At 46.9% G+C, this 25,742-nt stretch carries 14 protein-coding genes and 1 pseudogene; 4 read left to right on the top strand and 11 right to left on the bottom strand.

The features are described from left to right. Positions 1 to 75 precede the first annotated feature (75 nt). The 8 genes and pseudogenes from NC796_RS26780 to NC796_RS04575 all read right to left on the bottom strand — a co-directional run bounded on the left by NC796_RS26780 (position 76) and on the right by NC796_RS04575 (position 10,277). Positions 76 to 1,451 (bottom strand): annotated as a pseudogene (locus tag NC796_RS26780) (sulfatase). A gap of 145 nt (positions 1,452 to 1,596) precedes the next feature. Next, positions 1,597 to 3,069 (bottom strand): sulfatase, encoded by a 1,473-nt coding sequence (locus tag NC796_RS04545; protein ID WP_310682512.1) that lies wholly within the window; start codon positions 3,067 to 3,069, stop codon positions 1,597 to 1,599. 189 nt (positions 3,070 to 3,258) lie between these two features. After that, positions 3,259 to 4,737: an IMP dehydrogenase gene (guaB, locus tag NC796_RS04550; protein ID WP_409070353.1), complete on the bottom strand. Its 1,479-nt coding sequence runs from the start codon at positions 4,735 to 4,737 to the stop codon at positions 3,259 to 3,261. A gap of 646 nt (positions 4,738 to 5,383) precedes the next feature. Next, positions 5,384 to 5,716, bottom strand: coding sequence for a hypothetical protein (locus NC796_RS04555; RefSeq protein WP_310682515.1), 333 nt, complete (start codon positions 5,714 to 5,716; stop codon positions 5,384 to 5,386). 233 nt (positions 5,717 to 5,949) lie between these two features. Beyond that, a complete protein-coding gene (folD, locus tag NC796_RS04560; protein WP_310682516.1) occupies positions 5,950 to 6,840 on the bottom strand; it encodes a bifunctional methylenetetrahydrofolate dehydrogenase/methenyltetrahydrofolate cyclohydrolase FolD in 891 nt (296 codons plus the stop codon). A gap of 86 nt (positions 6,841 to 6,926) precedes the next feature. Next, a complete protein-coding gene (locus NC796_RS04565; RefSeq protein ID WP_310682517.1) occupies positions 6,927 to 8,303 on the bottom strand; it encodes a sigma-54 dependent transcriptional regulator in 1,377 nt (458 codons plus the stop codon). Positions 8,304 to 8,310: 7 nt separating this feature from the next. Beyond that, the gene (gene dacB, locus NC796_RS04570) at positions 8,311 to 9,777 is read right to left on the bottom strand and encodes a D-alanyl-D-alanine carboxypeptidase/D-alanyl-D-alanine-endopeptidase (protein ID WP_310682519.1); all 1,467 of its coding nucleotides are present in this window, start codon (positions 9,775 to 9,777) and stop codon (positions 8,311 to 8,313) included. Positions 9,778 to 9,806: 29 nt separating this feature from the next. Then, the gene (locus tag NC796_RS04575; RefSeq protein WP_310682521.1) at positions 9,807 to 10,277 is read right to left on the bottom strand and encodes a PTS sugar transporter subunit IIA; all 471 of its coding nucleotides are present in this window, start codon (positions 10,275 to 10,277) and stop codon (positions 9,807 to 9,809) included. A gap of 128 nt (positions 10,278 to 10,405) precedes the next feature. Between NC796_RS04575 and NC796_RS04580 the strand changes: the two genes are divergently transcribed. The 4 genes from NC796_RS04580 to NC796_RS04595 are packed head-to-tail and all read left to right on the top strand — an operon-like array spanning position 10,406 to position 14,414. Beyond that, on the top strand, positions 10,406 to 11,074 hold the full coding sequence (locus tag NC796_RS04580) for a heme exporter protein CcmB (RefSeq protein ID WP_310682523.1): 669 nt from the start codon (positions 10,406 to 10,408) through the stop codon (positions 11,072 to 11,074). Then, positions 11,071 to 12,291, top strand: a complete 1,221-nt coding sequence (locus NC796_RS04585) for a DNA polymerase III subunit delta' C-terminal domain-containing protein (RefSeq protein WP_310682525.1) — start codon at positions 11,071 to 11,073, stop codon at positions 12,289 to 12,291. Before NC796_RS04580 ends, NC796_RS04585 begins: the two co-directional genes overlap by 4 nt. A 13-nt stretch (positions 12,292 to 12,304) precedes the next feature. After that, positions 12,305 to 13,141, top strand: a complete 837-nt coding sequence (dapF, locus tag NC796_RS04590; RefSeq protein ID WP_310682527.1) for a diaminopimelate epimerase — start codon at positions 12,305 to 12,307, stop codon at positions 13,139 to 13,141. After that, the gene (locus tag NC796_RS04595) at positions 13,113 to 14,414 is read left to right on the top strand and encodes a type IX secretion system plug protein domain-containing protein (RefSeq protein ID WP_310682529.1); all 1,302 of its coding nucleotides are present in this window, start codon (positions 13,113 to 13,115) and stop codon (positions 14,412 to 14,414) included. The genes dapF and NC796_RS04595 overlap by 29 nt, the downstream gene beginning before the upstream one ends. An 891-nt stretch (positions 14,415 to 15,305) precedes the next feature. On the opposite strand, the gene NC796_RS04600 is transcribed toward NC796_RS04595, so the two are convergent. Genes NC796_RS04600 through NC796_RS04610 form a run of 3 tightly spaced genes read right to left on the bottom strand, consistent with a single transcriptional unit; the run spans position 15,306 to position 25,732 of the window. After that, positions 15,306 to 18,719: a peptidase MA family metallohydrolase gene (locus tag NC796_RS04600; protein WP_310682531.1), complete on the bottom strand. Its 3,414-nt coding sequence runs from the start codon at positions 18,717 to 18,719 to the stop codon at positions 15,306 to 15,308. Between the two features lie 50 nt (positions 18,720 to 18,769). Beyond that, entirely contained in the window at positions 18,770 to 20,947 is a 2,178-nt protein-coding gene (gene rnr / locus NC796_RS04605; RefSeq protein ID WP_310682533.1) for a ribonuclease R, read from the bottom strand. A gap of 30 nt (positions 20,948 to 20,977) precedes the next feature. Further along, a complete protein-coding gene (locus NC796_RS04610) occupies positions 20,978 to 25,732 on the bottom strand; it encodes a hypothetical protein (protein WP_310682535.1) in 4,755 nt (1,584 codons plus the stop codon). Between the last annotated feature and the right edge of the window lie 10 nt (positions 25,733 to 25,742).

The raw sequence follows: 25,742 nt of genomic DNA on the forward strand, positions 1-25,742 counted from the left end.
AGTTCCGTAATCCTTATTTCATTACACTTCTTTTGTTCAGCTTGCTTCAACTACTTATTGTCGAAAAAATTTCTATTAATAACTTGATTTTTGCCAAGGGACCGCCCCGCCCTTTTGGATAAATTTCATCATTATTGAATTTAGCTCTTGGTACTTTTTGGGATATTCTTCAATTAGATCGTTCTGTTCCATCGGGTCTTTCTGCAGGTTATAAAGCTCCTGTGAATTGAAAGGGCTGTTTTGCACTAATTTCCAATCGCCCATTCTTACCGCTTGTATGGTTAGTCCGCCATACCTGGTTCCCCCTTCTCTCCTGGAGAAATACAGGGGATCATCTCTTTCAGGCTGTTCTTTTCCCAAAAGTGTAGGCAAAAAACTTTCTCCCTCAAGCGGGCCATTATAACTAATATCGATTACATCAAGCAGAGTTGGAAAAATATCCATGGTGAGGGCCACTCGGTCGGTGCTGCTTCCCGGTTGAACATGCTTGGGCCATGTAATTCCAGCGGGTACTCTCAATCCTCCCTCATACATACTTTGCTTAGCACCTCTTACAGGACCATTATTGGCCATACTTGGACCGTGACCACCATTGTCACTGGTAAATATTATGATGGTATTTTTATATTGACCGGTATCCTCTAGTGTTTGCAGTACCTGCCCTATTCCTGCATCCATATGTTCTATGAAAGCTACAAGTTCAGCTCTCGTTTCATCGATTCCAGGTTCTCGGTCCTTCACTTTTTCCAGCCATTCCTCCGGTGGTTGTACAGGAAAATGCGGGGCATTATATGCCAGGTATAAAAAGAAGGGGGGGCTTCTTTATTGGCACGATCATTAATGTAATCTATCGACCAGTCAGTAAACAGGTCAGTGGCATGGCCTTCCGGATCGATCTTTTTCTTGTTTAATCGCATATAATTAATTCCATGGCGGCGGTGCGACCAGTAGTCGTCCATCATATCCCCCAGCCAGCCATGAAAATGATCGAACCCCCGTTCGTTCGGTATATTTGGTGATTCCAACCCCAAATGCCATTTTCCTACCAGCGCAGTGTGGTAGCCGTTCTGCTGCAAAACTGATGGCATCAGTGTCACCTCCGGGTGGAGGTATCCCCAGCTGTTATCCGGATTTGTACGTATTACTCCAGGAACTCCCACAAAATCCTGGTATCGACCCGACAAGAGAGCGGCACGAGTGGGCGAACAGACCGAGCTATTGGCATAAAAATTATCAAAACGCATTCCTGACGAAACCAACTGATCTATGTTGGGCGTTCGGATATCTTTGGTTCCATAATAGGACACATCATGATAGCCCTGCTCATCGGTAAGGATAAGCAGGATATTTGGTCGTTCTTCCTGCACATCACTGGCAAATAAAATTGCCGGTGATAATAGAAATACAAGCGTAAATGCACAGAAATAAAAACGGAATACAGATCCTTTCACTATTCCCTCAATCCGTTAATTGTTAATAACCGGTGGCAAGTTTAGCAGTTGAAATTATCAGATTATCCTCTCAAAAATATTCAATCATCCCTGATAAGTTCTGTTAACTCGAACTTCTTCCAACAGCTAAACGAATTAAATAAATCTAGTCTGGATGTATTTCGCGTTCGTCGGCCTGGAATGCCGGTGGTCGCCTAAAACGAACATTTGTGGCTCCATTGGCTTCAAAAAAGTCGAACATCTGTTTTTTCATATCAGCTATCCTGTCCTGTTGAGATGGAACATCAATCAGGTTGTGCATCTCATTGGGATCGGTTTTCAAATCGTAAAGCTCATTTTTATCCCACACCCCGTGGTAGTAAATATACTTGTAGCGGTCGCCGCGAATGGCATAGGTCGTCGGAGTGTGGGGGAAGGCGTGTTCCCAAAAATATTGATAAGTGAACGTATTTCGCCAATTGTCTGCACTTCCATTTTCCAGTATCGGGAGGAAAGACTGCCCGTCAACGGTATGACCCTGCGGCATGCTGCCTCCAGCCAGATCGAGGAATGTGGGCCCCACATCGATATTCAGCACATTTTCATCAATTGTTGTTCCCGGCTCGATGAGTCCCGGAGCCCAGGCAATCATTGGAACGCGCATGGACTCTTCGTACGCCTGCCGTTTGTCAATTAGGCCGTGTTCACCAAGCATGAAGCCGTTATCTCCCATGTAAATGACCAGTGTGTTTTCAGCCAGTCCCTCTTTTTCAAGATAATCCAACACACGAGTGATACTGTCATCAACGCCCATCAGGCTCTCGCTGTATTCGGTAATAATCTCATCCAGGGTTTGCGGGTGGTCATCCCGGTTGTGGTACATGTAGTCTACCCCGTGCCAGCTAAAACGCTGCTCGCGAACCCAGTCGGGCTTACCCTCGTAATTCGATTCAATATTCTTCATAGACTGGGGCTTTGGAATTTGGGCATCAGCATATTTTCCATCATGGCGCTCTGCAGGATAGAACTCGGCATGCACAGCCTTGTGAGATATATACGCAAAAAAAGGTTTGTCCTGATCTCGTTCTTTCTGGATCCAGTCGATCGCATAATCAGTCAACAGGTCGGATATATAGCCGTCCACCCGCTGTCGCTCTCCATCGATATTCAGCATAGGATCGTAGTATACGCCTTGTCCCCGGAAGCTCACCCACTTGTCAAAACCGTGCTGGGGATCATCGCTGGCTTCCCCGATGTGCCATTTTCCAAAAAAACCGGTTTCATACCCTTCATTTTGGAGTTGCTCGGGGAAAAATTGAGTTCCCTCTTTCATCGGGTTAGAGTTATCGACCGCTCCATGCCTGAAGGCATACTGACCCGTCAATATAGAGGCCCGGCTCGGAGAACAAAGTGATGTTGTAACAAAAGCATTGGCAAGATGAGCCCCTTCCGCGGCCATCCGGTCCATGCCCGGTGTTTGCAGGAAATCCGGGCTATCGGGGTGAAATCCCATATAATCATACCGGTGGTCATCACTTAAAATGAAAATGATATTCTTCGGCTGGGCCTGCAGAGATGAAATAGCAAACAATCCCACCAGAACAGTAACAGTAGTTTTTAGAAACGCTTTCATGAACATTCTATCCCTGGTTTTTAAAAAGAACAAGAGTGGCTTTTTATTGACAAACTAATGGTAATAGATCGTCAGCTCTTTAGCAAAAATCTCTCTTTTATTACCGAAGGGAGGCAATGAAAAATTTTACCTGCGCACAAAGAGTTTCTGCACTTTTACTACAAGCAGCGAGCTAAAGCTGGGAATACGCTCAAATCAGCTTACCGAGTAGTTGGGGGCTTCTTTGGTGATCTGCACCGAATGTGGGTGGCTCTCTTTGTAGCTGGCCGATGATATCTGGACAAATTCCGCGGTCTGAAGCTCCTTAACTGTCGCTGCACCGCAGTAGCCCATTGCAGCACGGAGTCCGCCGGTCATCTGGTAGACCACTTCAGAGAGATAGCCTTTATAGGGCACGCGTCCTTCTATGCCTTCCGGAACCAGTTTCTTAATATCATCTTCCACATCCTGGAAGTAGCGATCCTTAGAGCCTTTCTCCATCGCACCAATGCTTCCCATTCCGCGATAAGACTTGTACTTGCGAGACTCATAAATTACCGTCTCACCGGGACTTTCATCCACGCCGGCAAACATGGAGCCCATCATAACGGCATGGGCACCGCCGGCGATCGCCTTGGCAATATCTCCCGTCTGCTTGATACCTCCATCGGCAATAAGTCCTACTCCGGCTTCTCTGGTATATTCAGATACTTCAAGGATGGCACTCAGCTGGGGCACCCCCACCCCTGTAACAACACGGGTCGTACAGATTGAACCTGGTCCAACACCCACTTTCACTACATCAGCCCCGGCTTCGACAAGTGCTTTAGCTCCACCTTTGGTGGCGATGTTGCCGGCAATCAGCTCAAGCTCAGGGAACGCATCTTTAATTTCACGAATTTTGCCCAGCACTCCCTCAGAGTGACCGTGAGCGGTATCCACCGTAATTATATCCACTCCGGAATCGACAAGTGCCTTCACGCGATCCATCGTATCTGGGGTGACACCAACCGCGGCACCAACCCGCAGCCGCCCCATATCATCTTTACAGGCGTTTGGAAAGTTCATCTTCTTCTCAATATCCTTGAAGGTAATCAGTCCCACCAGCTTCATATTCTCATCTACAATCGGAAGTTTTTCCACCTTGTGCTCCTGCAGAATCTCTTCGGCTTCCTCAAGCGTGGTTCCCTCCCGCGCCGTAATCAGGTTATCCTTCGTCATGATGGTATCGAGCGGCTTGTCTACAAAATGTTCAAACCGCAGGTCTCGATTAGTCACAATGCCAATCAGCGTATTATCATCTTCCACGATCGGGATCCCACCGATTTTGTGCTTTTTCATTAGTGATCGCGCTTCGCGAACGGTGGCTGTTTCCGGCAGTGTCACCGGGTCGACGATCATGCCGCTTTCGCTGCGTTTCACCATGCGCACCTGGTCGGCCTGGTCCTCGATACTCATATTTTTGTGGAGCATCGCAATGCCCCCTTCTCTTGCCAGCGCTATAGCCAGGCGATATTCTGAAACAGTATCCATCGCCGCACTGATAACGGGCACATTCAGTTTGAGATTGGGTGTCAGTTGTGAGCTGGTATCCACATTTCGTGGTAGAGTCTCAGAATATGCTGGCACTAACAGCACATCGTCATAGGTTAGGCCTTGCCGTGAAATCCGATCAAATGGAGAGGAATTGTTCATAGCTGAGTCGGGATCGCAGGATTTTGTTTTTGATTTGGGCAAAGATAAAAAATTTGCCAACGAAGTGCGTAACCAAACCGGAATTATTTTTTTGTAACCTGCTACGTGAAAAGTGAGATGGCAGACGTGAGACGAGCAATATTAGGATTTTCTCTTTATGTATTGCGAGATTTATCTCGCATTTTAAATCCTAATATATTTGCGTGTTGAGCGACTCGATCAATGATACGTAATGCGTGATGCGTAGTAACAAGGTTTTAGAAACTCATTAGCAGTAATTTTTCTTTTAGTCTACACTGGCAGCGTACGCCTCTATCTATTATCCCGGTGCCCTCGTCGAGAGAACATTAAGGAGGTATAGGCATCATTGGAGGAAAGCTGTGTAACGGAAGCGCTGCTTCGCGATGGGTTTCGAAGCAGCGCTTCGAATTACGTTTTTGTCACTGCTAGTGGGTATGATAACTCCTAATCCTAAAAATTGGAAGACAGTTGTACAGTGACCCACCAGAGGTGGGCACAGAACGTTCCGCACCGGAGGTATTGAACGAGATAAAAGTTAAAATTCCCCTACCAATCCGGTTACTCCAACTCAGGCATAGCTAGCTGAAGTTCGCGGTACGCAGGTCCCCCTCACTACTACCGACCTCTATAGCTTTCGGACTTTGAGTGCCTGGATGGCGGTTCCCAGTGAGCAGATGCCATCCTGGTAGCAGTTCACCCAGTACGTTACACTCTGCCGGCGCTTTTGAACGTATGGATCGCAGGAAGAGTATTGGCCATGCAGTTCATCAATCATGGCAGAAACATCATCTTTAATCTCAATCTTCAACTTATCAGGAAGATCGCCCCATCCCATCAGCTGGAACATCTCCTGGAGTTGCTGGTGATCCTGCTCCGCCTCGATGAGTACTTTTTGGAGTACAGGTTCAACCTGGAAAGTGTCGTTTACTACTTCTTGTTTTTTTACAGCTGCGTTCATGGTGTTCTCCATTTAACATTTTGTTTTATTTTATCAATCTGTTATAAGGATAATGACCATGAATGACACCCCTATGTCACCCCATGTCAGGAAAATTTTAATTCCTACTATGACCGGTATTTTGGTGCTTTAAAAAAGAGGTGAGGAAAACTACAAAAGAATAGAAATTACATAACGCTTCATTAGAAATCCACCGGGCGGGCAAATATAGCCACCCGGTGTAGAAGCTAAACTTAATCCGGGTAAATCGAACTTTTGGCCGCAAGCAGTGTGTTTTTCATCAGCATGGCTACGGTCATCGGACCCACGCCGCCGGGAACAGGTGTTATCCAGCTCGCTTTTTCTTTGACGCTCTCGAAATGGCAGTCACCCACCAGCCGATATCCTTTATCACGAGTTTCATCTGCCACGCGGTTAATCCCGACATCAATAACGGTGACCCCCTCCTTGACCATCTCACCTTTTACCAGGTTGGGTTGACCCGCAGCTACAATCAATATGTCGGCCGAGATTGTGTGTTGAGTAAGATCTTTGGTGTATTTGTGGCAGACGGTCGTTGTGGCCTTGCCTTCTCCCTCCTCTTTCGACAGGAGAATAGAGATCGGGCGACCCACGATATTGCTAGCTCCTATAATAACAGCGTGCTTGCTTTTGGTAGCGATGCTGTAATATTTGAGCAATTCAACAATGCCCGCTGGCGTGCAGGATCTGAAACTCGGCTGGCCTACTGTCAGGCGCCCTACATTCATCGGGTGAAATCCATCCACGTCTTTCCGGTAGTCAATCGACTCGATTACATCATGGGCTGACAAGTGGTTGGGCAATGGCAGTTGTGTAAGGATCCCATCCACCGAGTCGTCCTTGTTCAACTTGTTGATGGTGGCTTTCAGCTCCTTTGCAGAAATAGTATCAGGCAAACGCATCGTATCCGTTTCGATGCCGACCTCTTTGCAAGCCCGGGTTTTTGCCCCTACGTAGACATCGGAGGCGGGGTTACTGCCTACCAGCACCACTTGAAGAAAAGGCGGGCGGTGGCCGTCACTGACCCAGTCTTCCACATCTTTTTTGACTTCATTACGCGTAATTTCTGCAACTTTTTTACCGTCTATAATTTTTGCTGACATTAAACCAGTAACTTGAAAAATATTAGTTTGGATTTTTGTGAGGGAAAAATGTGCAGGAGAGCCTTATTAAAACTCAACCATAAAAGCTATCGCTCAATATTATACTTCTTCATTTTGGTATACATGTGGCTTCGCTGTATATCGATAGCTTCAGCCGTCTGGGAAATATTCCAGTCGTTTTCCTCCAGTTTTCGCACCAAAAATAATCGTTCTGCGGCTTCTTTGAAATCCTGGAATGTCTGGCCGTCCATAACAAGATCATCGGACTGATCAGGCTTCGTTCGGCGTGAGGATCCCATAAGTTCCACGTCATCTTTCGTAATCGTTGAATCACTCACCAACAATCCCAGCCGCTCAACAGCATTCTGTAGCTCCCGAACATTGCCAGACCAAGGCATACATTTGAGCTGCTCCAGTGCTTCTTCCGAAAATTCAATGCCTGAAAACACAATATCATCTTTGGCCAGGTTCTTCAGACAGTGTTTGGCCAGCATCGGGATATCCTCTCTCCTTTCCCTCAGTGGCGGCACATGGATGGGCAGCACGTTTATACGGTGATATAGGTCCTCCCGAAAGTTTCCCGCCTTTATCTCATCCACCAGATCTTTGTTTGTTGCCGCCACAACGCGAACGTCAACTTCAATCTTTTCTGCACCGCCCACCCTGGTAACGGCGTTTTCCTGCAGAGCCCGGAGCACTTTTGCCTGGGCATCAAGGCTCATATCACCGATTTCATCCATAAAAAGCGTGCCCCTGTCGGCCTGCTCAAACTTGCCAATGCGCCGGCTCGTAGCCCCTGTAAAGGCCCCTTCCTCGTGGCCAAAAAGCTCACTTTCCAGCAGTTCTGTGGGAATCGCGGCACAGTTGACATCCACAAAAGCAGAAGAACTTCGTTTACTCTTCTCGTGAATCCAGCGGGCTACAAGCTCTTTACCGGTCCCGTTTTCGCCGGTGATAAGAACGCGTGAATTGGTTGGCGCCACCTTTTCTATGGTCTGCTTGATCTTGCTGATCGCATCACTTTCGCCAATAATTTCGGGGACCTGTGGCAATTTTGACCGTATATTCCGGTTTTCTCGCTGCAGGTTGTGGCGATCTATCGCATTCCGAACACTAACCAGCAGGCGGTTCAAATCCGGCGGCTTTTCAATAAAATCGAACGCCCCGAGCTTGGTGGCCTTTACGGCAATCTCAATATTCCCGTGGCCAGAAATCATGATAACGGGGAACTCATGGCCCTCATCGCGAATACTTTTCAGAACCTCCATCCCGTCCATGCCCTGCATCTTAATATCCAGCAGGATAAGGTCGATCCGCTTTTCTTTGACTTTTTGAAGGGTTTCAGTGCCACTCTCTGCTTCAAATATGGTATACCCCTCAAACTCGAGGATATCCCTCAGAGAACTGCGAATGCTCTTCTCATCGTCGGTAACGAGAATCTGTATGTTGGAATTTTTGGCCATCGTATTTCTAATAGGCTTGATAAATCTGCATCAACAACTGTTGGTGAAGTCGATCAATATAAGAAGTTTTATTCGTGTAATTGTTCGTATAAATGCTAAAAATCACTTTTTGCCCGGAGGAGCTTGTCATATAACCACTCAGTGAGCGCACACCGGAGACATACCCTGTTTTTCCGCTTACATTATCTTCCAGCGGTGTCCCACGGAAGCGATGCTTGAGCGTACCATTGAAACCCGCTATTGCCAAACTCTTCTGATAGCTATGAAATTCCGGGTGGGCTTGCATCCGGACCAGGAATTCCGTCAGATCATTCGGGGTAAGCAGTGTGGAAGAAGCCATTCCTGAACCGTCGCTCATCTCAACATCGGTCGTATCCATGCCCATGCTGTGCGCAAATTCCCGCACCAGGCTGATGCCAAGTTCTGTGGAGCCCTGTGTACCATACTTTTCGGCCGCCGCCGTTTTCAGCATCATCTCCGTATAGAAATTGCTGCTTTCGGTATTCACTTCATTCAAAAGCACTGCCAGGGGTTTTGACCTGTGCTCGGCAAGCACCTGAAATCGCTCGCTGTCCCAGTCTCTCAGCTGATTGTCAACGATAATCTGTCCGGCAATATCGATACCACTTTTTTCCAGGTATTTTCGGAAAGTGTCCATAAAAAAGTGGGATGCATTCAGGACTGACAGTGATTCCTCCTCAAAATAACCTTTTGGCAACCTGCTCCCAAGCATGATGGTGTTCGTCCCTGGCATGCGCCGATAAAATTCGTCGTATTCGGTGCTGCCCGGGCTTATGGTTTGATCGTTCAGAAATTCCACATAGTCCGTATCAAAGGGAAACCACTGGATGCGGGGCGCACTCCCCACTTCTCCATCTGCAAAAACTTCGAGGTCCACGGCGTTATTATTGAAGGAAAGTGCACTGATTTCCACGCCATAATAAAACGAGAGGTCCTCCCAGCTCCATCCTTTGGGATAGGGCTGCTGATCAAAATACGAATCATTTCCAATGAGATTGCCCTCAACCCGGCGGATACCGAGCGAGTCCAGTTGATTGACAAATTCCTCAAATACATGGAACCGGTACTCTTCGTAAAACCGGCCGGAAATGGAGGGATCACCAGAACCACGGATTATAAGATCTCCTTTCCAGGTTTCTCCCTCTTGGCTTCCCACCCCATAAATGTATGTGTTATACTGAAAATCAGATCCCAGTTGATCAAGTATGGCAGCCGAGGTAAGAAGTTTCAGGTTGGAGGCCGGTCGCACCAGCTTGTCATGATGATATCCCTCGAGCAGCTGACCTGTGCTATCTTTTACAGCTATAGACCAAAAGGCGTCGTTGGCTCTGCTCTGATTGATTGTTGCTTTCAGATCCGGGAGAATCTGCTGAGAGGAAGCGGTACCTGCATTAAAGAATAGCAGACAAACTGTAAAAAGAAAAATTCTCAACGAAATATTGATCCTTTCCATTTGGTACTTATTTAACGGGAAAAGCGTAATCATCCCCCGAAATGGGCTTTCTCCTCTTCTCCGAACGTCTCAATGATCTGCTCTGCAGTTTCACATTCTACCAGCCGATCCCGAAACTCAGTATTATTCATTAAACGCGAAATTTTACTCAACATTTTGATATGCATGCTGTTGCTCGATTGAGGCCCCACCAGCAGAAAAATTATCTTTACCGGTTGGTCGTCCACCGCTTCATAATCAATCGGATCTTTCAGGATAGCAAAAGCCGCATGGTTGTCGTTTATGCCTTCCGCTTTTCCATGGGGTATGGCAAGCCCTTTGCCAACACCAGTTGACATAATTTTTTCTCGTTCCAACACCGCATTACGAATCGCTTCGAGCTCTTCGTCTCCCACCTCCGATTGCAGGGAATCAATCAGCTTGTTTAACACCTCCAGTTTATCTTCGGCTTCCAGGTTCGGGATCACATTTTCAGTATGCAGCAAGCTGATGATATTCATGCAGTTTCTTTCTTACACGTTACAATTTTCATTACGGGGTAAAATATACTCATCGTTTATGTTTTGATACAATAATTAAACCTTTATCCTACGCTTTTTGAATCTAGGTAAAATTCTTATCCTCAGGCATGGAGAAAATAAAAGGAATATGGGCGGTTTTCGGCAAGGATCTTAAGACTGAATTCCGCTCTCGCTACGTTATCAACACTGTTTTTGCTTTTGTTGGCGCCTCAATGCTCCTTATACTGTTCTCCCTGCGTGCCGAACAACTGCCGCCGACCCCTAAGAGCGGTGTCGTGTGGATTGTCATTCTTTTTGCAGCTCTTTCCAGCCTTTCCCGTTCATTTGTGATGGAAACCGAACGCCTGACATACGACTTATTGCGACTGCACGGGCGGGCATCCGAGGTTTTCCTGGGCAAGCTGGTCTTCAATTTTTTCTTCACCCTTTTTGTGAATCTTGTCACCTTTACTATTTATATTTTTTTGCTCGGTATACCAGTTTCGCACTATGGTGCGTTATTGTTGACATTGATTTTGGGAACAGCGGGACTATCGGGAGTGGCCACGATGTTGGCGGCCATAGTATCGCAGGCAGACCGCAAAGGAGCAATTTTTTCGGTCTTAAGCATTCCACTGTTTTTTCCCTTACTTTTGGTTTTAATTCGTGCCACAAAGGCGGCTCTTTTCGAGGGAGCCGGAGGTTCATTTATGAACGACTTGACGGCACTTGTAGGGTATGCAGGGGTAACGATTTCAGCAGGAATTTTACTTTTTGACTACATCTGGGAAGAATGAATATCAACTATGAAGATCTGACATTTTCGTTCGGCGACCGTCGCCTGGTGGGCCAACAGTTTGCCAGGGAACACCTGGAGCGCATTGTACGGTCGGGAAGAATCAGTCACGCCTACCTCTTTTCAGGACCTTCCGGCATCGGTAAAACGGCGTTTGCCCTTGCTTTCGCCGAAATCCTAAACGGGATTGACAATCTCACGGACCTCGACGGTCAGGCTTTTTCAAAAAAGTCGTCGTGGTTTCCACATCCAGATATCCATCTTTTTTTGCCTCTTCCCACCAGTGTGGTCAGCAATAACAACGTTGCACAGGAACTGCGACCACGGCTGGAACTGCTTAATAAGGATCCCTACGAAATTGTTAATTTCAGGGTACGCCCTTCGCTCACGGATGACGAGAGCTCTAAAAACCTGAGAGCCTTTTATCCCATCGATTACTTCCGGGAAGAAATCAGACCCAAGGCTTTCCTAAAACCGAATGAGGGGCGCAAAACGGTAATAATTCTCCCCAACATAGAAGAGATGCGCACAGAAGCAGCCAACGCTTTTTTGAAATTGTTGGAGGAACCCTCGGAAGATCTGGTTTTTATCCTGACGACGGAAAATATGGAGGCTCTGCTCCCCACGATCATCTCTCGCTGCCAGCAGATCCGTTTATCACCGTTGAAGACCAACGAAATCGCACAAGCACTCATCAATTACGATGGTGTCCCGGAAAAGGATGCAAGCTACCTGTCGCGTATTTCGGGCGGTAACTATGCCATGACCCGTTTTTACGATGCCAATGCACTTAAATCTACCCGTGAAGCGATCATTCAATATTTACGGAATTCATACGTACAAAACGCCGTTCAAATAATTGATACCGCTCAACAGTGGCAAAGTGAAAATAACATAGAAGGACAAATTGCAATTTTAAACATCCTGGAGATTTTCATCAGGGACCTCATGGTCTATCGCGAGACACAAAACCGCTCGCTGCTGACCAATTATGACCAGGTGGAGGTCATTGAGAGCTTTTGTACAAAACTTCAAGAAGCACGGCTTGAAGAGATGATCGAACAGGTCAACCGGTGCAAACCGATGGTTTACCAGTACGTGCAGCCAAAATTAATATATACGACCCTCTCCCTCCGGTTTGCAAACCTGATGAGAGGACTGGACCCGGCCATTTCCGGAGAAGAATCATGGAAGCATTTACCGGCTTTTTCAGATTAAAGAAGTAATGAATATGAATATAGATAAGATTAAGTTTACAAAAATGCAGGGGGCCGGCAATGACTTTGTCGTCCTGGACAACCGGCAGTACCAGTTCCGTATGAAAGATCTCATTCAGATGGCGCCCAAGCTCTGCGATCGGAAGTTTGGCATCGGTGCAGATGGCCTTTTAGTACTGAGCAATCCCCAGATCGATGGGCTAGACTACACTATGATCTATCGGAATGCGGACGGCAGTGATGCCGGGATGTGTGGTAATGGCGCGAGATGTCTTGCCCTGTTTGCAAGTCGCTCCGGCTTTGATACTGATCAACGTTTTAATGTTCATGACAATATTTACCGGGCTAAAGTACGCTCTAATGACGAGGTTGAAGTATCATTCCCGATTAAGACCCAGATCCAAAAAATTAACCTTGACGATCAATCACTCTACCAGGTGTATACCGGAACCGAGCATGTTGTGAAGCAAGAGCATAAAGAAGACAAACTGAATAATGAAAATGATTTGCGAAAGGAGGGGCGTCATTTCCGGCTGCATGACCATTTTCAGCCTATTGGCACCAATGTGAATTTTATCTATGGGAGTGGTGAAAAAGAACTACGCATTCAAACTTATGAGCGTGGCGTAGAAGATTTAACACTGGCCTGTGGAACCGGTGCCATCGCTTCTGCCCTGGTGTGGCACAACATCCAACATCAAAACCGGGAAGCAAAAAGTGAATACACCGTTAAGGCCAAAGGTGGTAAACTTTCCGTAGAATTCGCATACAATCCGACGACGAACACCTATTCCGATATCAAGTTAAAAGGAAAGGTACACTTTGTTTTTACCGGAGAATACTATCTGTAAGCGGCTCTTTTTTCTCTTACTACTCTCTTTATCTGTGCGATGTGCCCCGGTGCCGGCAAATGGCGATATCCCAAATGGCAGTTCCCCAACACTGCAAAATAGCTTTGCCATTGCTCCACAGGTATCTCCGCCACGCCACATTCAAAGCTTGCAGCTCTATCGAAAAGGCACACCCGGGACTCCACCCATCATTAAACTAGATGAGGATCAACAGTTGATATTGGAATTCGACTACCTGGACTCAGTCGCAAAACAGTTTAAAATAACGGTTCGGCATTATTCCAGGGATTGGCAAGAGAGTCCACTGGGGCTCAATTTTTACCTGGACGGATTTTATGAAGATTATTTCGGGACAGGTCAAAAAAGCTACACGCAGCGTCCCTCCTACCAACACTATGAGTATGAGTTACCCAACGGCCAACTTTCTATGACTGCGAGTGGAAACTACCTGCTCTTGGTAAGTGATCCCGATTCAGGAAATCTGCTGTTTAGCCTGCCTTTTTTTGTGACGGAAGAAAAAGGTGAGCTTCAAACCCGAATAGAAACCGAATTTGCGCGCCGTGAAGATCTCAGGGAACAAGACCGGCCGTTCAGTCAATACCGCTATCCCAATTTTGTGGAAATGCCCCAGTTTGACCTTTCATTTCAGTACGTGCAAAACCAGTTCTGGGGTCGGGCCAAACAGGTTGAACATTTTGACACTTCAACACCCGGACAGGTCCATTTTCACCTTGCACAGGATGAGGCTTTCCTGGGCGATTATGAATTCAACAGCCTGGATATCCGGTCATTTACGGCTGATGGTGCACGTATTCTATCCTACCAGCCCGAATTCACTCCACCCAACCTGGTCCTTCAGCGCGATGTTCAAAACTTCTCAGCGACGCCGGCCTCAATTGGTGGTTCCCGTTTCGGCCAGCCCATTGACGACCGCAGCGCTGAATATGCCAATGTGAAATTTCAATTGGAAACTGCGGTTCCCAGCGACTCACTTCAACAAATTTATTTGGTGGGTGATTTTAACAGCTGGACGATCAATGAGCTTAATAAAATGAGTTTTAACCTGAACTCTGGCCTCTGGGAAAGCACAGCATTCATCAAACAGGGCGAATATGCTTACAAATACGTTACCATTGAAGGAAACAGAATCAATGACCTGGCGCTTGACCGAAGCTTTACCTACCGAAGCCAGGAGTATATCACCTTAATCTATTTTCGCGATCCAACACGTCACTATGATCGGCTGCTCAAGGTAGACCGAACGGTGTATTGACTGGAAACTGGAAACTGGAAACTGGAAACTGGAAACTGGAAACTGGAAACGAAATATATATCAATTTTCTGCTGTCAAATCGATTTTTATTTTTTTTGAAGATTTTGCCGGTTTCTGTTTCTTTTTTCCCCTGTCTCCATTCCTATTGAAGGTGTAGCACACTGGGGAAGTGTACCGCAACAAGGCATCTCGAGATCAACGTATCCTTGATCGACAGTTCAACACTCCTTATTAACCTCAGTTCGATATAAGGATCACAAAAATTATAGCTGTCATCGCGAGGAGGCGTCTTTGATAGTAGCCGACTCCATCTTGAGGTCGAGGTGGCGATCTCCCCGTCCATTTTCTGTTCACCCGCCGGGAGATTGCCTCCCGAAAGTTTTCGGGATCCCGATGGTCACTTAATCCTCTTCGCAATGACAGGTTCTGTCTCGAACTGACGCTAAATATTTTTGCATTTCAGAGGAGGTGCTAAATTAATTGAGACGGTCGTCTCATACACACTGAGATAGTAGTCTCAAGGTCTGCGAGACGATGGTCTCGGTAAGTATGAGACGTTGGTCTCACTATGTATGGGATAGTAGTCTTGGTAAGCGCGTTAATCTTATAAAGAGGAGATTTTCACCAGCGCTTATTCAAAACCCCTCGTGAGGAGGCCCGGCTTAACCTGAGTTCAACATAAGAATTACTAAATTGTTGGCTCAACGATGCGGTCGGCCGGCGATCTCCTCATCCGTTTTTTGTTTACGCATAGGAGATTACCGCTGGATTTCGCTGAATTCCTCACAATGACAAATTTATAAACTGACGTTTTATTAGGTTGTAAAAACAAAAAAGGCTGCCATTGCTGACAGCCTTCTTTGAAAATGTTGTAAGTAACCTCGTCTCAGCTTAGAAATCGATGCCGATTGAGAAGTAGTGGATTGGATCTCCGCTAAATCCGTCACGATAGTAGGGCCAGCCGACATCGTAGCGGAAGGGCAAGCCTAACAGGATGGTGCGCAGACCAAACCCGGCCCCAATCAAAATATCACCATTCAGGGACTCAAACGAACTATAACCCGTTGGATCAGAGGGTAATTCTGTCGTTAAATCCCCCGTTGATCGGTTGAAATAGTATTGAACCTGTTCACTTACTTTAAAATCAAGACTACCCTCATTCAGTATTTGACTGGTCTGAATGTCCCCTTGCTGGGTCTGCAACTCTAACGGGATATCCTGTCCCCAGGCAGCACCGGCATCAATAAAAGCAGCACCGGTCATATTATACAACGGCAGTATCGGGATCGGCCCCGGTAGTATCGCTGCAAAAAGCGGGAACCGAAACTCCGCGTTTACCAAGCTGAATTTATCCCCATAAAGACTGTTGTATTCGTGACCACGAAGAGGTAGTGCAGGAATGGTAAAGAACGTATCGGCCAGCTTGTCGGTGGGGATAGAATTTCCGGACCAACGCTGGTTTATCCATCCGAGCATACCACCCATAAAGTAAGTCTGGGAATCAGCACCATAGGATACCGCACCCGAACCCCGCAGTGCCACGCTGTATCCATAGCCAAGATTCAAGTACTTCCGATAGTCACCCATCAATGATACAAACTCCAGGCTGCTTACGGGTGGACTTCCCGAAAGGCTCAATGCGTACCGATGACCACCTCTAGGTGTCAGAAATCCCGGCAGGGTCCTATCCACTGTGTATGTAGCCTGTGGATAGAGGAATGCAGAACTCTCGTTGCTCGACTGGTCAAATCCCACGATAGTAAAATCCCGGGCAATAGAAATACCGGACATGCTTATATCCAACCGTCGAAATTTGTCTATGGGATACTGTGCTGTCACACCACCGCCCATGGTTCGAAACCGGTACAACTGACCAGAAAAGGTCTGGTAACTGGTGGCAGAGTGCGAAAAGCTAAACAGCCAGTTCGTGCGCTGCTTGTAATAACCGTAGGAAAGGAAATAGTCACTGTTTCGCAGATCGAATACCAAGTTACTGCCAAATGTGATCTGGTGATCTCCCAACAGGTCACTAAACACAACCTGGGTCAACCCGTAGGTACCATAGTACGTTGAAAAGTTACCTCCCGCATAAGCAAAATCAGTCGTGAACCGAAGCCTGTAATCGCGTGGCTGATAACGACCATCTTCCGTCCTGTTGTCCTCAGGGTTGAACAGTTCGGCATTAAGGTATTCGTTGGCAAACGTGGTGTCTTCGGTCACTTCTGAGGCAAAAACATAATTGCGGAAATCGATATCCTCTTCGCTTGTCGTATCCTGCTGCGTTTCTTGCGGTTGATTTTCTTTAGCCTGCGAAGTTGAAGTATCCTCCTCGGTCTGTGATGGCTGGTTTTGAGCCTGTTGCTCAGTTGCCGCAATATCAGACGGCATCACCACTCCCCCGGCCCCAGCCGTTGCATCGGCTTTCGTACCAAACATTTGCCGGGCGTATAGCGTAGCGGGCACTCGTTGTGCCTCCGATTCCCGCAGGCGGCGTTGTGCCCACTGGTTTGGCTTCAGCTCACCGTCTTTTTTGCGCAGGAAGGGCGAACGTATCAAAAAGATATCCAGGTTCCCTTCATTGATGGAGTTTACTGCCATACGGCTACCATCACGACTCAGGGACATCTGCATAACACCAGATTGCAGGTCCGTTAACGGTGCCGTGGTACGATCTTGTAAATTCAGCTCGTAAATATTGGGAATTCCGTTTTGATCGGAAATAAACACCATCCGACCATCGCTGGTGGTGATCGGTTGTCGCTCCGACCAGTTTGGCGTTTTTGTCATTCTGGTGGCCTGGGAGCTGCCCAATGGCACACGATAAATGTCCGTTGAATAGAGATCGTCACTGAGGAGAAGCCGGTGATTTTCCTTGTGTTTATTCAGCTCTACTTTATCACCGCGCGTTGATACGAAATAAACTGATTTGGAATCAGCGTCCCATGCCGGTTCAAAGTCAGAAAAAACATCATTGGTAATATTCAGAAACTCCTGGGTCTCAATATTATAGACAAAAATATCCTGGTATGGGCCAATATTCCCATCAAATGCAATTTTATTCCCGTCGGGCGACCATGCCACCGAGCCGATAGCATCGAGCTTGGGAAACTTTACTTTCTGGATTTCTCCGGTCTGATAATCCACAATCGCCAGGTCATCGGATCCTTTGGACTTTGCTGAGAGCGTTATCTTCTCGCCATCAGGAGACCAGCTCAGGTTGGGATTGAGGATGTTCAGCTCCTCGAAGTTAACATTATCGTTGCCCTTGATCAGCGTCTTAATTTTTTCACCGGTGATAGCACTGATAACCACCACGTCAAAATAACCGCGTTTGTTGGTAATCATGGCAATCTTGTCACCCTGCGGAGAAATCGCCGGGCTGGTATTATACGTGCCACTTCGGTTTCCATCAGTAATAAGAGTAGCAAAGTTGTCCAAATCCTCCCGTTCTGCTACCTCAGGTAGATATCGCTTTCGGTAAAAATCCTTCCATCGGTTGGAAAGCTGTTCAATGGAAAGCCCGAGTGCACGCTGGAAGCCTGCCTCGATGCTTCGTTGAGTCTTGATGATCTGCAGGATTTCACCAATCTTTTCGCGTCCATACTCTTCCACAATAAAATTCCAGAGAGACTGACCACCGCGATAGGCGAAATACCCAGTCAATTGGGGAATATTGGGCAGATAGTTATTAATAACGGCATCACGTATCCACATATCGGTGTTGGTATCCCACCCGACCGATTCATATTCAGCCAGTCCTTCATCAAACCAATTGGGGAATACCAGCTGGATGTTATTACTGATGATGGACTGCACACTGCCACCGTAGAACATATCGTTGAAAACGGCGTGCGAGAGCTCATGATGTAATGTACTTCGGAACTCGGTGTAGTTTCCGCTGAACGGCATTGTAATCCGGTTTTTAAAGGGATCTGTAACACCACCGATGCCCTCTGCGTTAGTCGGAAGATTTACCACATTGGTCTGGGAAAAATCGTTATGGGAATCGTAAATAATGACTTTAATGCGGTCGGCAATTTCGTGGTTATAGTCCTCTGAAAACTGCTCGAGCGAGGATTCCAGGGTACGCACCGTAAAATCAGCCAATTCGTAATTGAGCGTCCCGTAGTAATGGACATCAAAATGTTCTGACTGAATATAGCGCCAATCAAAAGCATTGTATTGCACCCTGTTTTTCCCGAAAGAAAAATACTGGGCCATACTAAATTCGGCGGTACCAAACACCAACAGAGCCAACAGGAGAATCGATTTACTAAACCAAGAACGAATATCCGGTAATTTCATAAGCGACCTTTTTTCAAATCACAATTATCAAACCATAAGATATAATTTTGTCATTTATTGACTAAAGTCAAATCAATATGGCGCTTCTCTATATCTGTTCTAACGACCTTAACCTTGATTTCTTTCCCAAGCTGGTATTTTTTTCCCATATTTTTTCCAACAAGGCAGTGCTGCTTCTCATCATACACATAATAGTCGTCTTTCAACTCACTCACAGGGAGCATTCCCTCACAGTGAATATTCTTCAGATCAACAAAGATGCCTTTCTCCATAACTCCGCTAATTACGCCGTCGAACTCTTCGCCAACCCGTTCGCTCAGGTATTCCACCTGTTTCAGCTTTATCGACTCCCGCTCAGCTTCAATGGCCATGCGTTCACGATCGCTGCAGTGTTCACCCATTTTTTTCAGCTCATTGTACTTATAACCGTTCTTATTATCAGCATATTTCTTCAACAACCGATGGACGATCACATCGGGATAGCGGCGAATGGGACTGGTAAAGTGTGCGTAATGCTCAAATCCAAGCCCAAAGTGCCCTATATTGTCGGGGCTGTACTCCGCCTTCGCCATGGCGCGCAACATCAGGTCGTTGACCGTGAGTTCCAACGGGGTATCCTCAATTTGATCTAACAGTTTATTGATGGCTTTAGAGCTAACAGTCTTACTATCTAAACGAAAATTGATGCCAACTGGTTTTACAGTTTCCTGGATATTCTCCAATTTCTCAAAATCCGGCTGGTCGTGGATGCGGTATAGGTATGGATACAGGTCCTTGGATCGCTTTTTGTTGGATTGGTCACGCAACTTTTCAATGTGATAGGCCACAGTTCGGTTGGCCATCAGCATGCACTCCTCAATGAGCCGGTGGGCAAACACCCGTTCCTTAAGCTCAACATCAAGCGGTTTGCCATTTTCATCAAGGATGAACTTTGGTTCGGGCGTATCAAAGTCGATACTCCCTTCTTTAAATCTTTTTTCCAACAGGATATGCGCCAGTTTTTCGGCCGTTTTCAGTGGTCCGGTGAACCGATCTACTTTGCCATCCAGCACTTCCTGTGCCTCTTCGTAGGTAAAGCGGCGCTTGGAATGAATAACCGTTTCCTCAATGGAGTAATCGACCAGTTTTCCTTTCGGCGTCAGCTCCATAAAACAGCTGTAGGCCAGCTTGTCCTCTTCGGGCCGCAGGCTGCAAACACCGTTACTCAGTTTCTCCGGCAGCATCGGGATGACCCGGTCCACCAGGTACACACTGGTACTCCGCCCATACGCCTCTTCATCCAGGATCGAATCTTCCGGCATGTAATAGGTTACATCGGCGATGTGCACACCCAGCTTGTAATTCCCGTTATCGGTTATTTCTATGCTCAGGGCGTCATCAAAATCCTTGGCATCTTCCGGGTCGATGGTAAATACCTGTTTATCCCGTAGATCAAGCCGACGGTCTATCTCCTCCTGCGGAACCTCCACCGGGATATTCTCGGCATATTCCTCTACTTCTTTGGGAAAGGGCGCTTTCAGCTGATTTTCAGCCAAAATGGAGAGCATCATCGCTTCGTTTGTGGTTCCATCGCCCAACACCTGGGTTATCTTTGCTTCGGGCAATGACCGAGGGTGCACCCAATCTACCAACTCAAAAATCACCTTGTCGCCATGCTCGGCATCTCCAATATTTTTTGGTAGCACAAAGAAATCAACATGGGCTGAATTCTCATCTGAGGTAATCAGGTAGCTTTGATCGGATTGCTTTATGAGCGTTCCCACAAAGATCTCGCTCTTCCGCTCAACAACCTCTACTACCTTCCCCTCTACGCGACCGTCACGTCCTTTATTGGGGAATACCTCTACACGAACGATATCGTCCTGCAAAGCCAAGCCTAGATGTCGCGATGAGACCCTTACATCTTCTTTGTATTCATCACATATCAGGTAGCCGGTGCCTCTTCGACTTATATCAATCCGGCCGACGACGGTATTGTCGTCTCTTCTTTTTCTTTTCCTCTTTTTACCATTCGAGGAGTTCAGCTGAATGGCTCCGCCTTTGCGCTTAACAATCAAATTTTGGTCAAAAAGATTGTTAATAGCATTCTTGAGCCTGTTATTATCTTTTTTGGATTCGACCTGCAGAACATCCTGCAACATTTCAAATGATAAAATTGAATCAGGATTGTTCTTCAGGATATTGAGGATGATCTCCTCAAATGTACTTTCATTCGTTTTCTTAGTCATCAAATATTCTTCTAACTTTCTTTTCTAAAATTATTCTTCTTTTATCGCTTCTGTCGCAGTACCGTCGGCCAGGGATTCTTTCTCTTCATCTTCCTTATCACCCCCACCAAATATGCCAAAAATGGTATTTTTAATCTGTCTGAAAAACTGCTTCCAGGTGTTAAACTTCACCTGTGCTTCCAGACCTATCCCATCTACAGTGCTTCCGGCTCCCGGTGTTGGAGTCACACTTCCAAGTGTCTGATCCTGCCGGTGAAAAGCCATAACAGAAAGGCTGCGATTAATTCGGTAGGTGGCATTCAAGTCACCAATACGCTCGGTAAGAGTAGCCTGATTTTCTGAGCCTGTAATCATACCTTCGCGCCGTAGGATAAGCCTATCATTATACAAACGCAATGCCACTCCCAAATCAATCTCGTTGTAGGCGTTGAGACTAAAATCAATATCAAACCGGCTGACGTCGCTGTTCAGCAGGGCATTTATCTGGTTGGAGAGCAGCGGACTGATAACCTGGCTGGAGAGCAGCGGATTTAGATATGTAGATCTCCGGGTAAAACTTTGGCCGATGTTACTGTAGGCTTCATTCGTGTTCTGGTACGAAATAAAATTGCCGGTCAACAAAATGCTGGTCGCCTGGATTAATTTTTGCTGTTCATCACGGTTTAGTTCGTTAATCTGTGCCGTAAGTGTACTGTTGGAGGAGATGTCGAACGTATTGGGAACCCGGAAGTAGTAATTGTTCTCAACGCTGGTTATGGTCCCGGTAATTTCCACCACCAGGTCGATTGGTACCCGCTGCCCGTTGATATCGCCCTGGCTATTATCGGCGGTCCCCATCAGCGGGGCAATGCTCGGCCGTGCGTTATAGATGGCATTGATGTCGAGCCTGGCGTTGTCCGGCTCTCCCTCCCAGATTATCGCTCCACCCTTTTCCAGCTCCAGCGGACGGGTAAATATTTCGCCACCCACAAACATATAGCGACCACTGGCGATGTTATAGCGGCCAAACATCTGTACATTCTCTTCTTCCATTGTCAGGCGAACCTGCCCGGTCCCCTGAGCCGTCAATACCTCTTTAGTGACCTGGTCAAAAATCAGCTCTACCGTCATCGGGTTGTTGGCGTTGAACTGCAGATCCAGGTTGAACCGCTCGGAAAAAGTGAGGTTTTCCAGCATCTGGTTAATCGATTGCCCGGCACCGCCCCTGTCGTTCTCCTCCGAGGCATCTGTTCCCTTTTGTTTGGGATTAAATTCCTCTACAAACTGGATAAATTTCACATTTTCGTTAAGCTCGGTTTCTTCAAGCAGTGGAATCGAAAGCCGAGAATCCTGTGTCACTTCAATGGGCGACAGCGTACGCAGGAACATATCATTATTCGGCCCGGTTACACGCAGAGCTCCCGTTCCCGACAGGCTGCCGTAAAACGGCACATCAGGATCATAGGAGTTGTTCAAGAAGTGCAGGCGATCCATTTCAAGCGTAATATCGGTATAGGTAATCGGCTTGAAATCGTTGATATCCACATTGCCGTGCACCATGCCCCTCCCGCCTTTTGTGTCGGTAACGTTCAGAGAGTCGAGCACCAGCCAATCCTGTCGGTCAAATACCACATGCCCGTTCAGGAAATAGTTGGTATTGAGAAACTCCGGCTTTGCAAATGCATTCTGGACCTGGAAATCAAGGTTGAAGTCATAATCATCCATATTCCCGGTAATATATCCGTTGCCAGATGCAACGCCCTCCACCACCTGGAATACTTTGGGTGCAATGTGGGGTACAATCCACATATCGATCTCTTTAAAATCAGCATCAAAATAAAACACCGTATCGCGTGGCGCCTGCGGATTCGGGGGCACAAAGTACCCATCCAGGTGCAGGCTTTGTCCGACGCCATCATTTTGAGACAAGTAGTCATCGTATTTTGTAGAATCGGTTACGATATCTATGGAGGTATTAAACCGGTTTTTCTGGGGATCAAATTGACTTTCAAACCGTGCATCTCCCACCATTCGGTCATCAATTTTCAGTTGACCGACCTGCATATTCCCCTGGATCGAAGGACGCGACATCAGTGACCGCGTAGTTAGCGTGCCGTTCATGGTACCACTGAATCCCACTCTTCCATCTATCAAATCAGAAATGCGCTGTAGGTTCACATCCCGCATGACAAACATAAGAGAGTCCTGCCTGCTTGGGGTGATATCGCCCCTGATTTCTATAAATTCATTTTGGTTCTGAAAGCGAAAATCCTGGAAAAGAACATTCCCGCTCCGCTCCAGCGTGATGGTCGGTATTAACTCATTTTGCCAGGCGTATTGGTTGTTTCCCAGGTAAAAATTCTCAATTTTCATTTTCATTGCCGAATCAGACAGGGTACTTGTCACCTGGAATTCTGACCGGGCCTCGTTGGAAATGTTGGCAATACTGCTGCTAAAGAAGAGGGAATCCTGGTTCAGTGAAATATCAAAACGTGCGGAATCTACATTAACGAGTTCGGTGTGCAGTGTATCCACACTGGCCTGGAAATCGATATTGGAAAACTCTTTTAGCGATTGATCGTGCCTGAAACTGGCAGTGAGACGCGCCGTAGCCCCAAATGCTTCATTCATATTGTAAATCAGCGTGTCCGTCCGCGAGTCTGCAGTTAAGAGCAAACGATTGTCATCGGCCCTAAAATCAAAGTTTAGCGTCGAATTCGAGACAATACGCGGAAGGTCTGGCCAGTAATGACGAATTAGCTCGAGATCTTTTGTCACGAGCTCCCCTTCAAGGGCAATCGATTCAGGGGTGGCACCGGCCGTTTCATAGTTTTCTTCCGATGCCAGCGAATCCAACATTATTTCGTGGCGAATACGATCGCCGATATAACGGCTCCAGTAATTAACCTGGCGATACATATTTGTGGGTTTAATATCACCGCGGAGCGTCATATCAAACAAAGTGCTTGTTAGCCTGAAGGTACGGCTTTGCAAGTCCGGAGAGTCCAGATCCATATAAATTTGATGTGCGTTGACCGTGTCGGCACCTATGGCTGAAGGCTTGACATCCAGGTTCGCCCGGCCCTGGACGCGATCGGCCTGAAGCCCCTGCAGCTCTACGTTGTAGTCCAGATTGAGGCGCGTTTGGGGGACAGGATCAAATCGGAAATACCGCGAAAGATCAAGATCCGAAGCTTCCCCCTTTAGGGCATACTGCGTCTCATCACGATCAAAATCGATCCATCCCTGCCCGTTCAGTCGCTCATTTCCGGTACGATAACGGTAACTGTGTTCCAGAAAACCTTCCACCAGGGTCGCATCAAAGCTCATTTCTTCTATACTGATCGAATCAATTGAACTGCTATAAAGCGAAGCTGAAAAATTGAGCAGATCTTTTGAGAGGTCGTGCCCAATTCCATTAAAGGAGGCATCCAGATTTATATTTGTAGTATCAATGTTTTGAGCCAGGAACGGCGAAATATCAATATTCTTACCTGAGAGGGAACCGGAGTATCTAAACGGAGAACGAAGCTGGGTGTATCCTTTTACGCCTATGGCACCTGAGGGACTATCGATGTTTAGATCCATATCCAATGAGTCAGGCGTGCCGGCTACTTTGCCCTTCATTCTAAGTGATTCGAACACCTGGAACTGGGCCTGATTGAGTGGACCCGTTATCACTTCCAGGTCACGCTTGCGAAGGGCCAGGTCCTGAAGGTCGAAGCGGTAGTTCATCTCCTCCAGGTTTTTAAGTTTTTTCATCAGCCCGTTGATGCTCAGGTAACTCTCCCCGATGCCAAGTTCAAATCGGTTGAGTTGAAGAGAATCCAAAATTCCCTCAGCATCAATGCTGAAATCGAGGGGTTCTTTGATATCAGGAACAGATGGTACCAATGTTGCAAATTCATCAAAGACAAACTTCTCGGAATTGATATCCAGGTTGTACCGGGCATCGGGGAGCTGCTGGCGAACAGAATCTGACTCCAGGTTAATCCCGTCAATTTGCCCGCTCACAGTAAGCTCCGACTGGGGCGTGGTGATATTAAAGGCGTTAAACTCCAGGTAGCGGCTATCATTGTAAATTTGGCCGGAGAACCTGACATTATCGATATTCATGTTATGCAGGTCGCCCGAAAAACTTTCGAAATCCAAAAACCGCTGTATTTCACTCAGCTCCAGAAACATTGTGGTGCTGATAGAATCGGACTGAAACGGCTCGGGAATGTCCAGGTCGCCGGTGTCACCGTGAAACCGGTCAACGTAAACACTCCCATTCTGTATGGTTAGCAGAGGCGCAATAATCTCGACTTGCTGAATCCAGGAATCCCCCAATTGGCGCTCGGTTTCAGGATGTTTTTCCCTGGGCTGCAGGGCTTTACTCAGGGTGTAGCTGTTGTCAATATCGCTTAGGAACCGAACTTCCGGGTGCTGCAACTGGAAGTCTACGATACTGATTTTATTTTGGAGCAGGCTCCAGAGGTCAATCTGCGTGTTCAGCTTTTTAATGGTAATCACGCTGTCAGCCGTTGCGGCATTGTATGTAGAATCCCCCGGTGCCGCTGCCATCAGGGAAACATCGGTTAGCTCAAATCGAAAGGGCATCAATCCCTGGAGATTGCCGATTGCAAGTTTGCCGTTAAACCGACTGTTAAAACGCTGCTCTATCTGGTTGGCTACATAGTTTTTGGAGGAATCGAGCTGCAGGATGCCGAACAGTCCCCCGCCGACAAGCAGAATGACCAACAGGAGAACGAGTATAATCCTCCAAAAATACTTCCAGATGTTATGTATCCAGCGTAAAACCACGCGTTATCTC

Origin of the sequence: Aliifodinibius sp. S!AR15-10 (assembly GCF_031569985.1) — a bacterium.
In the GTDB taxonomy this organism is placed as follows: domain Bacteria; phylum Bacteroidota; class Rhodothermia; order Balneolales; family Balneolaceae; genus JAMQKA01.

What these genes read in the sequence shown, in the direction of transcription:
- NC796_RS04575 (WP_310682521.1), bottom strand. Translation starts at nt 10,277, where the DNA reads ATGAATATCATCAGCTTGCTGCATACTGAAAATGTGATCCCGAACCTG.
- NC796_RS04585 (WP_310682525.1), top strand. Translation starts at nt 11,071, where the DNA reads ATGAATATCAACTATGAAGATCTGACATTTTCGTTCGGCGACCGTCGC.
- dacB (WP_310682519.1), bottom strand. Translation starts at nt 9,777, where the DNA reads ATGGAAAGGATCAATATTTCGTTGAGAATTTTTCTTTTTACAGTTTGT.
- NC796_RS04600 (WP_310682531.1), bottom strand. Translation starts at nt 18,719, where the DNA reads ATGAAATTACCGGATATTCGTTCTTGGTTTAGTAAATCGATTCTCCTG.
- NC796_RS04545 (WP_310682512.1), bottom strand. Translation starts at nt 3,069, where the DNA reads ATGTTCATGAAAGCGTTTCTAAAAACTACTGTTACTGTTCTGGTGGGA.
- NC796_RS04565 (WP_310682517.1), bottom strand. Translation starts at nt 8,303, where the DNA reads ATGGCCAAAAATTCCAACATACAGATTCTCGTTACCGACGATGAGAAG.
- folD (WP_310682516.1), bottom strand. Translation starts at nt 6,840, where the DNA reads ATGTCAGCAAAAATTATAGACGGTAAAAAAGTTGCAGAAATTACGCGT.
- rnr (WP_310682533.1), bottom strand. Translation starts at nt 20,947, where the DNA reads ATGACTAAGAAAACGAATGAAAGTACATTTGAGGAGATCATCCTCAAT.
- guaB (WP_409070353.1), bottom strand. Translation starts at nt 4,737, where the DNA reads ATGAACAATTCCTCTCCATTTGATCGGATTTCACGGCAAGGCCTAACC.
- dapF (WP_310682527.1), top strand. Translation starts at nt 12,305, where the DNA reads ATGAATATAGATAAGATTAAGTTTACAAAAATGCAGGGGGCCGGCAAT.
- NC796_RS04580 (WP_310682523.1), top strand. Translation starts at nt 10,406, where the DNA reads ATGGAGAAAATAAAAGGAATATGGGCGGTTTTCGGCAAGGATCTTAAG.
- NC796_RS04555 (WP_310682515.1), bottom strand. Translation starts at nt 5,716, where the DNA reads ATGAACGCAGCTGTAAAAAAACAAGAAGTAGTAAACGACACTTTCCAG.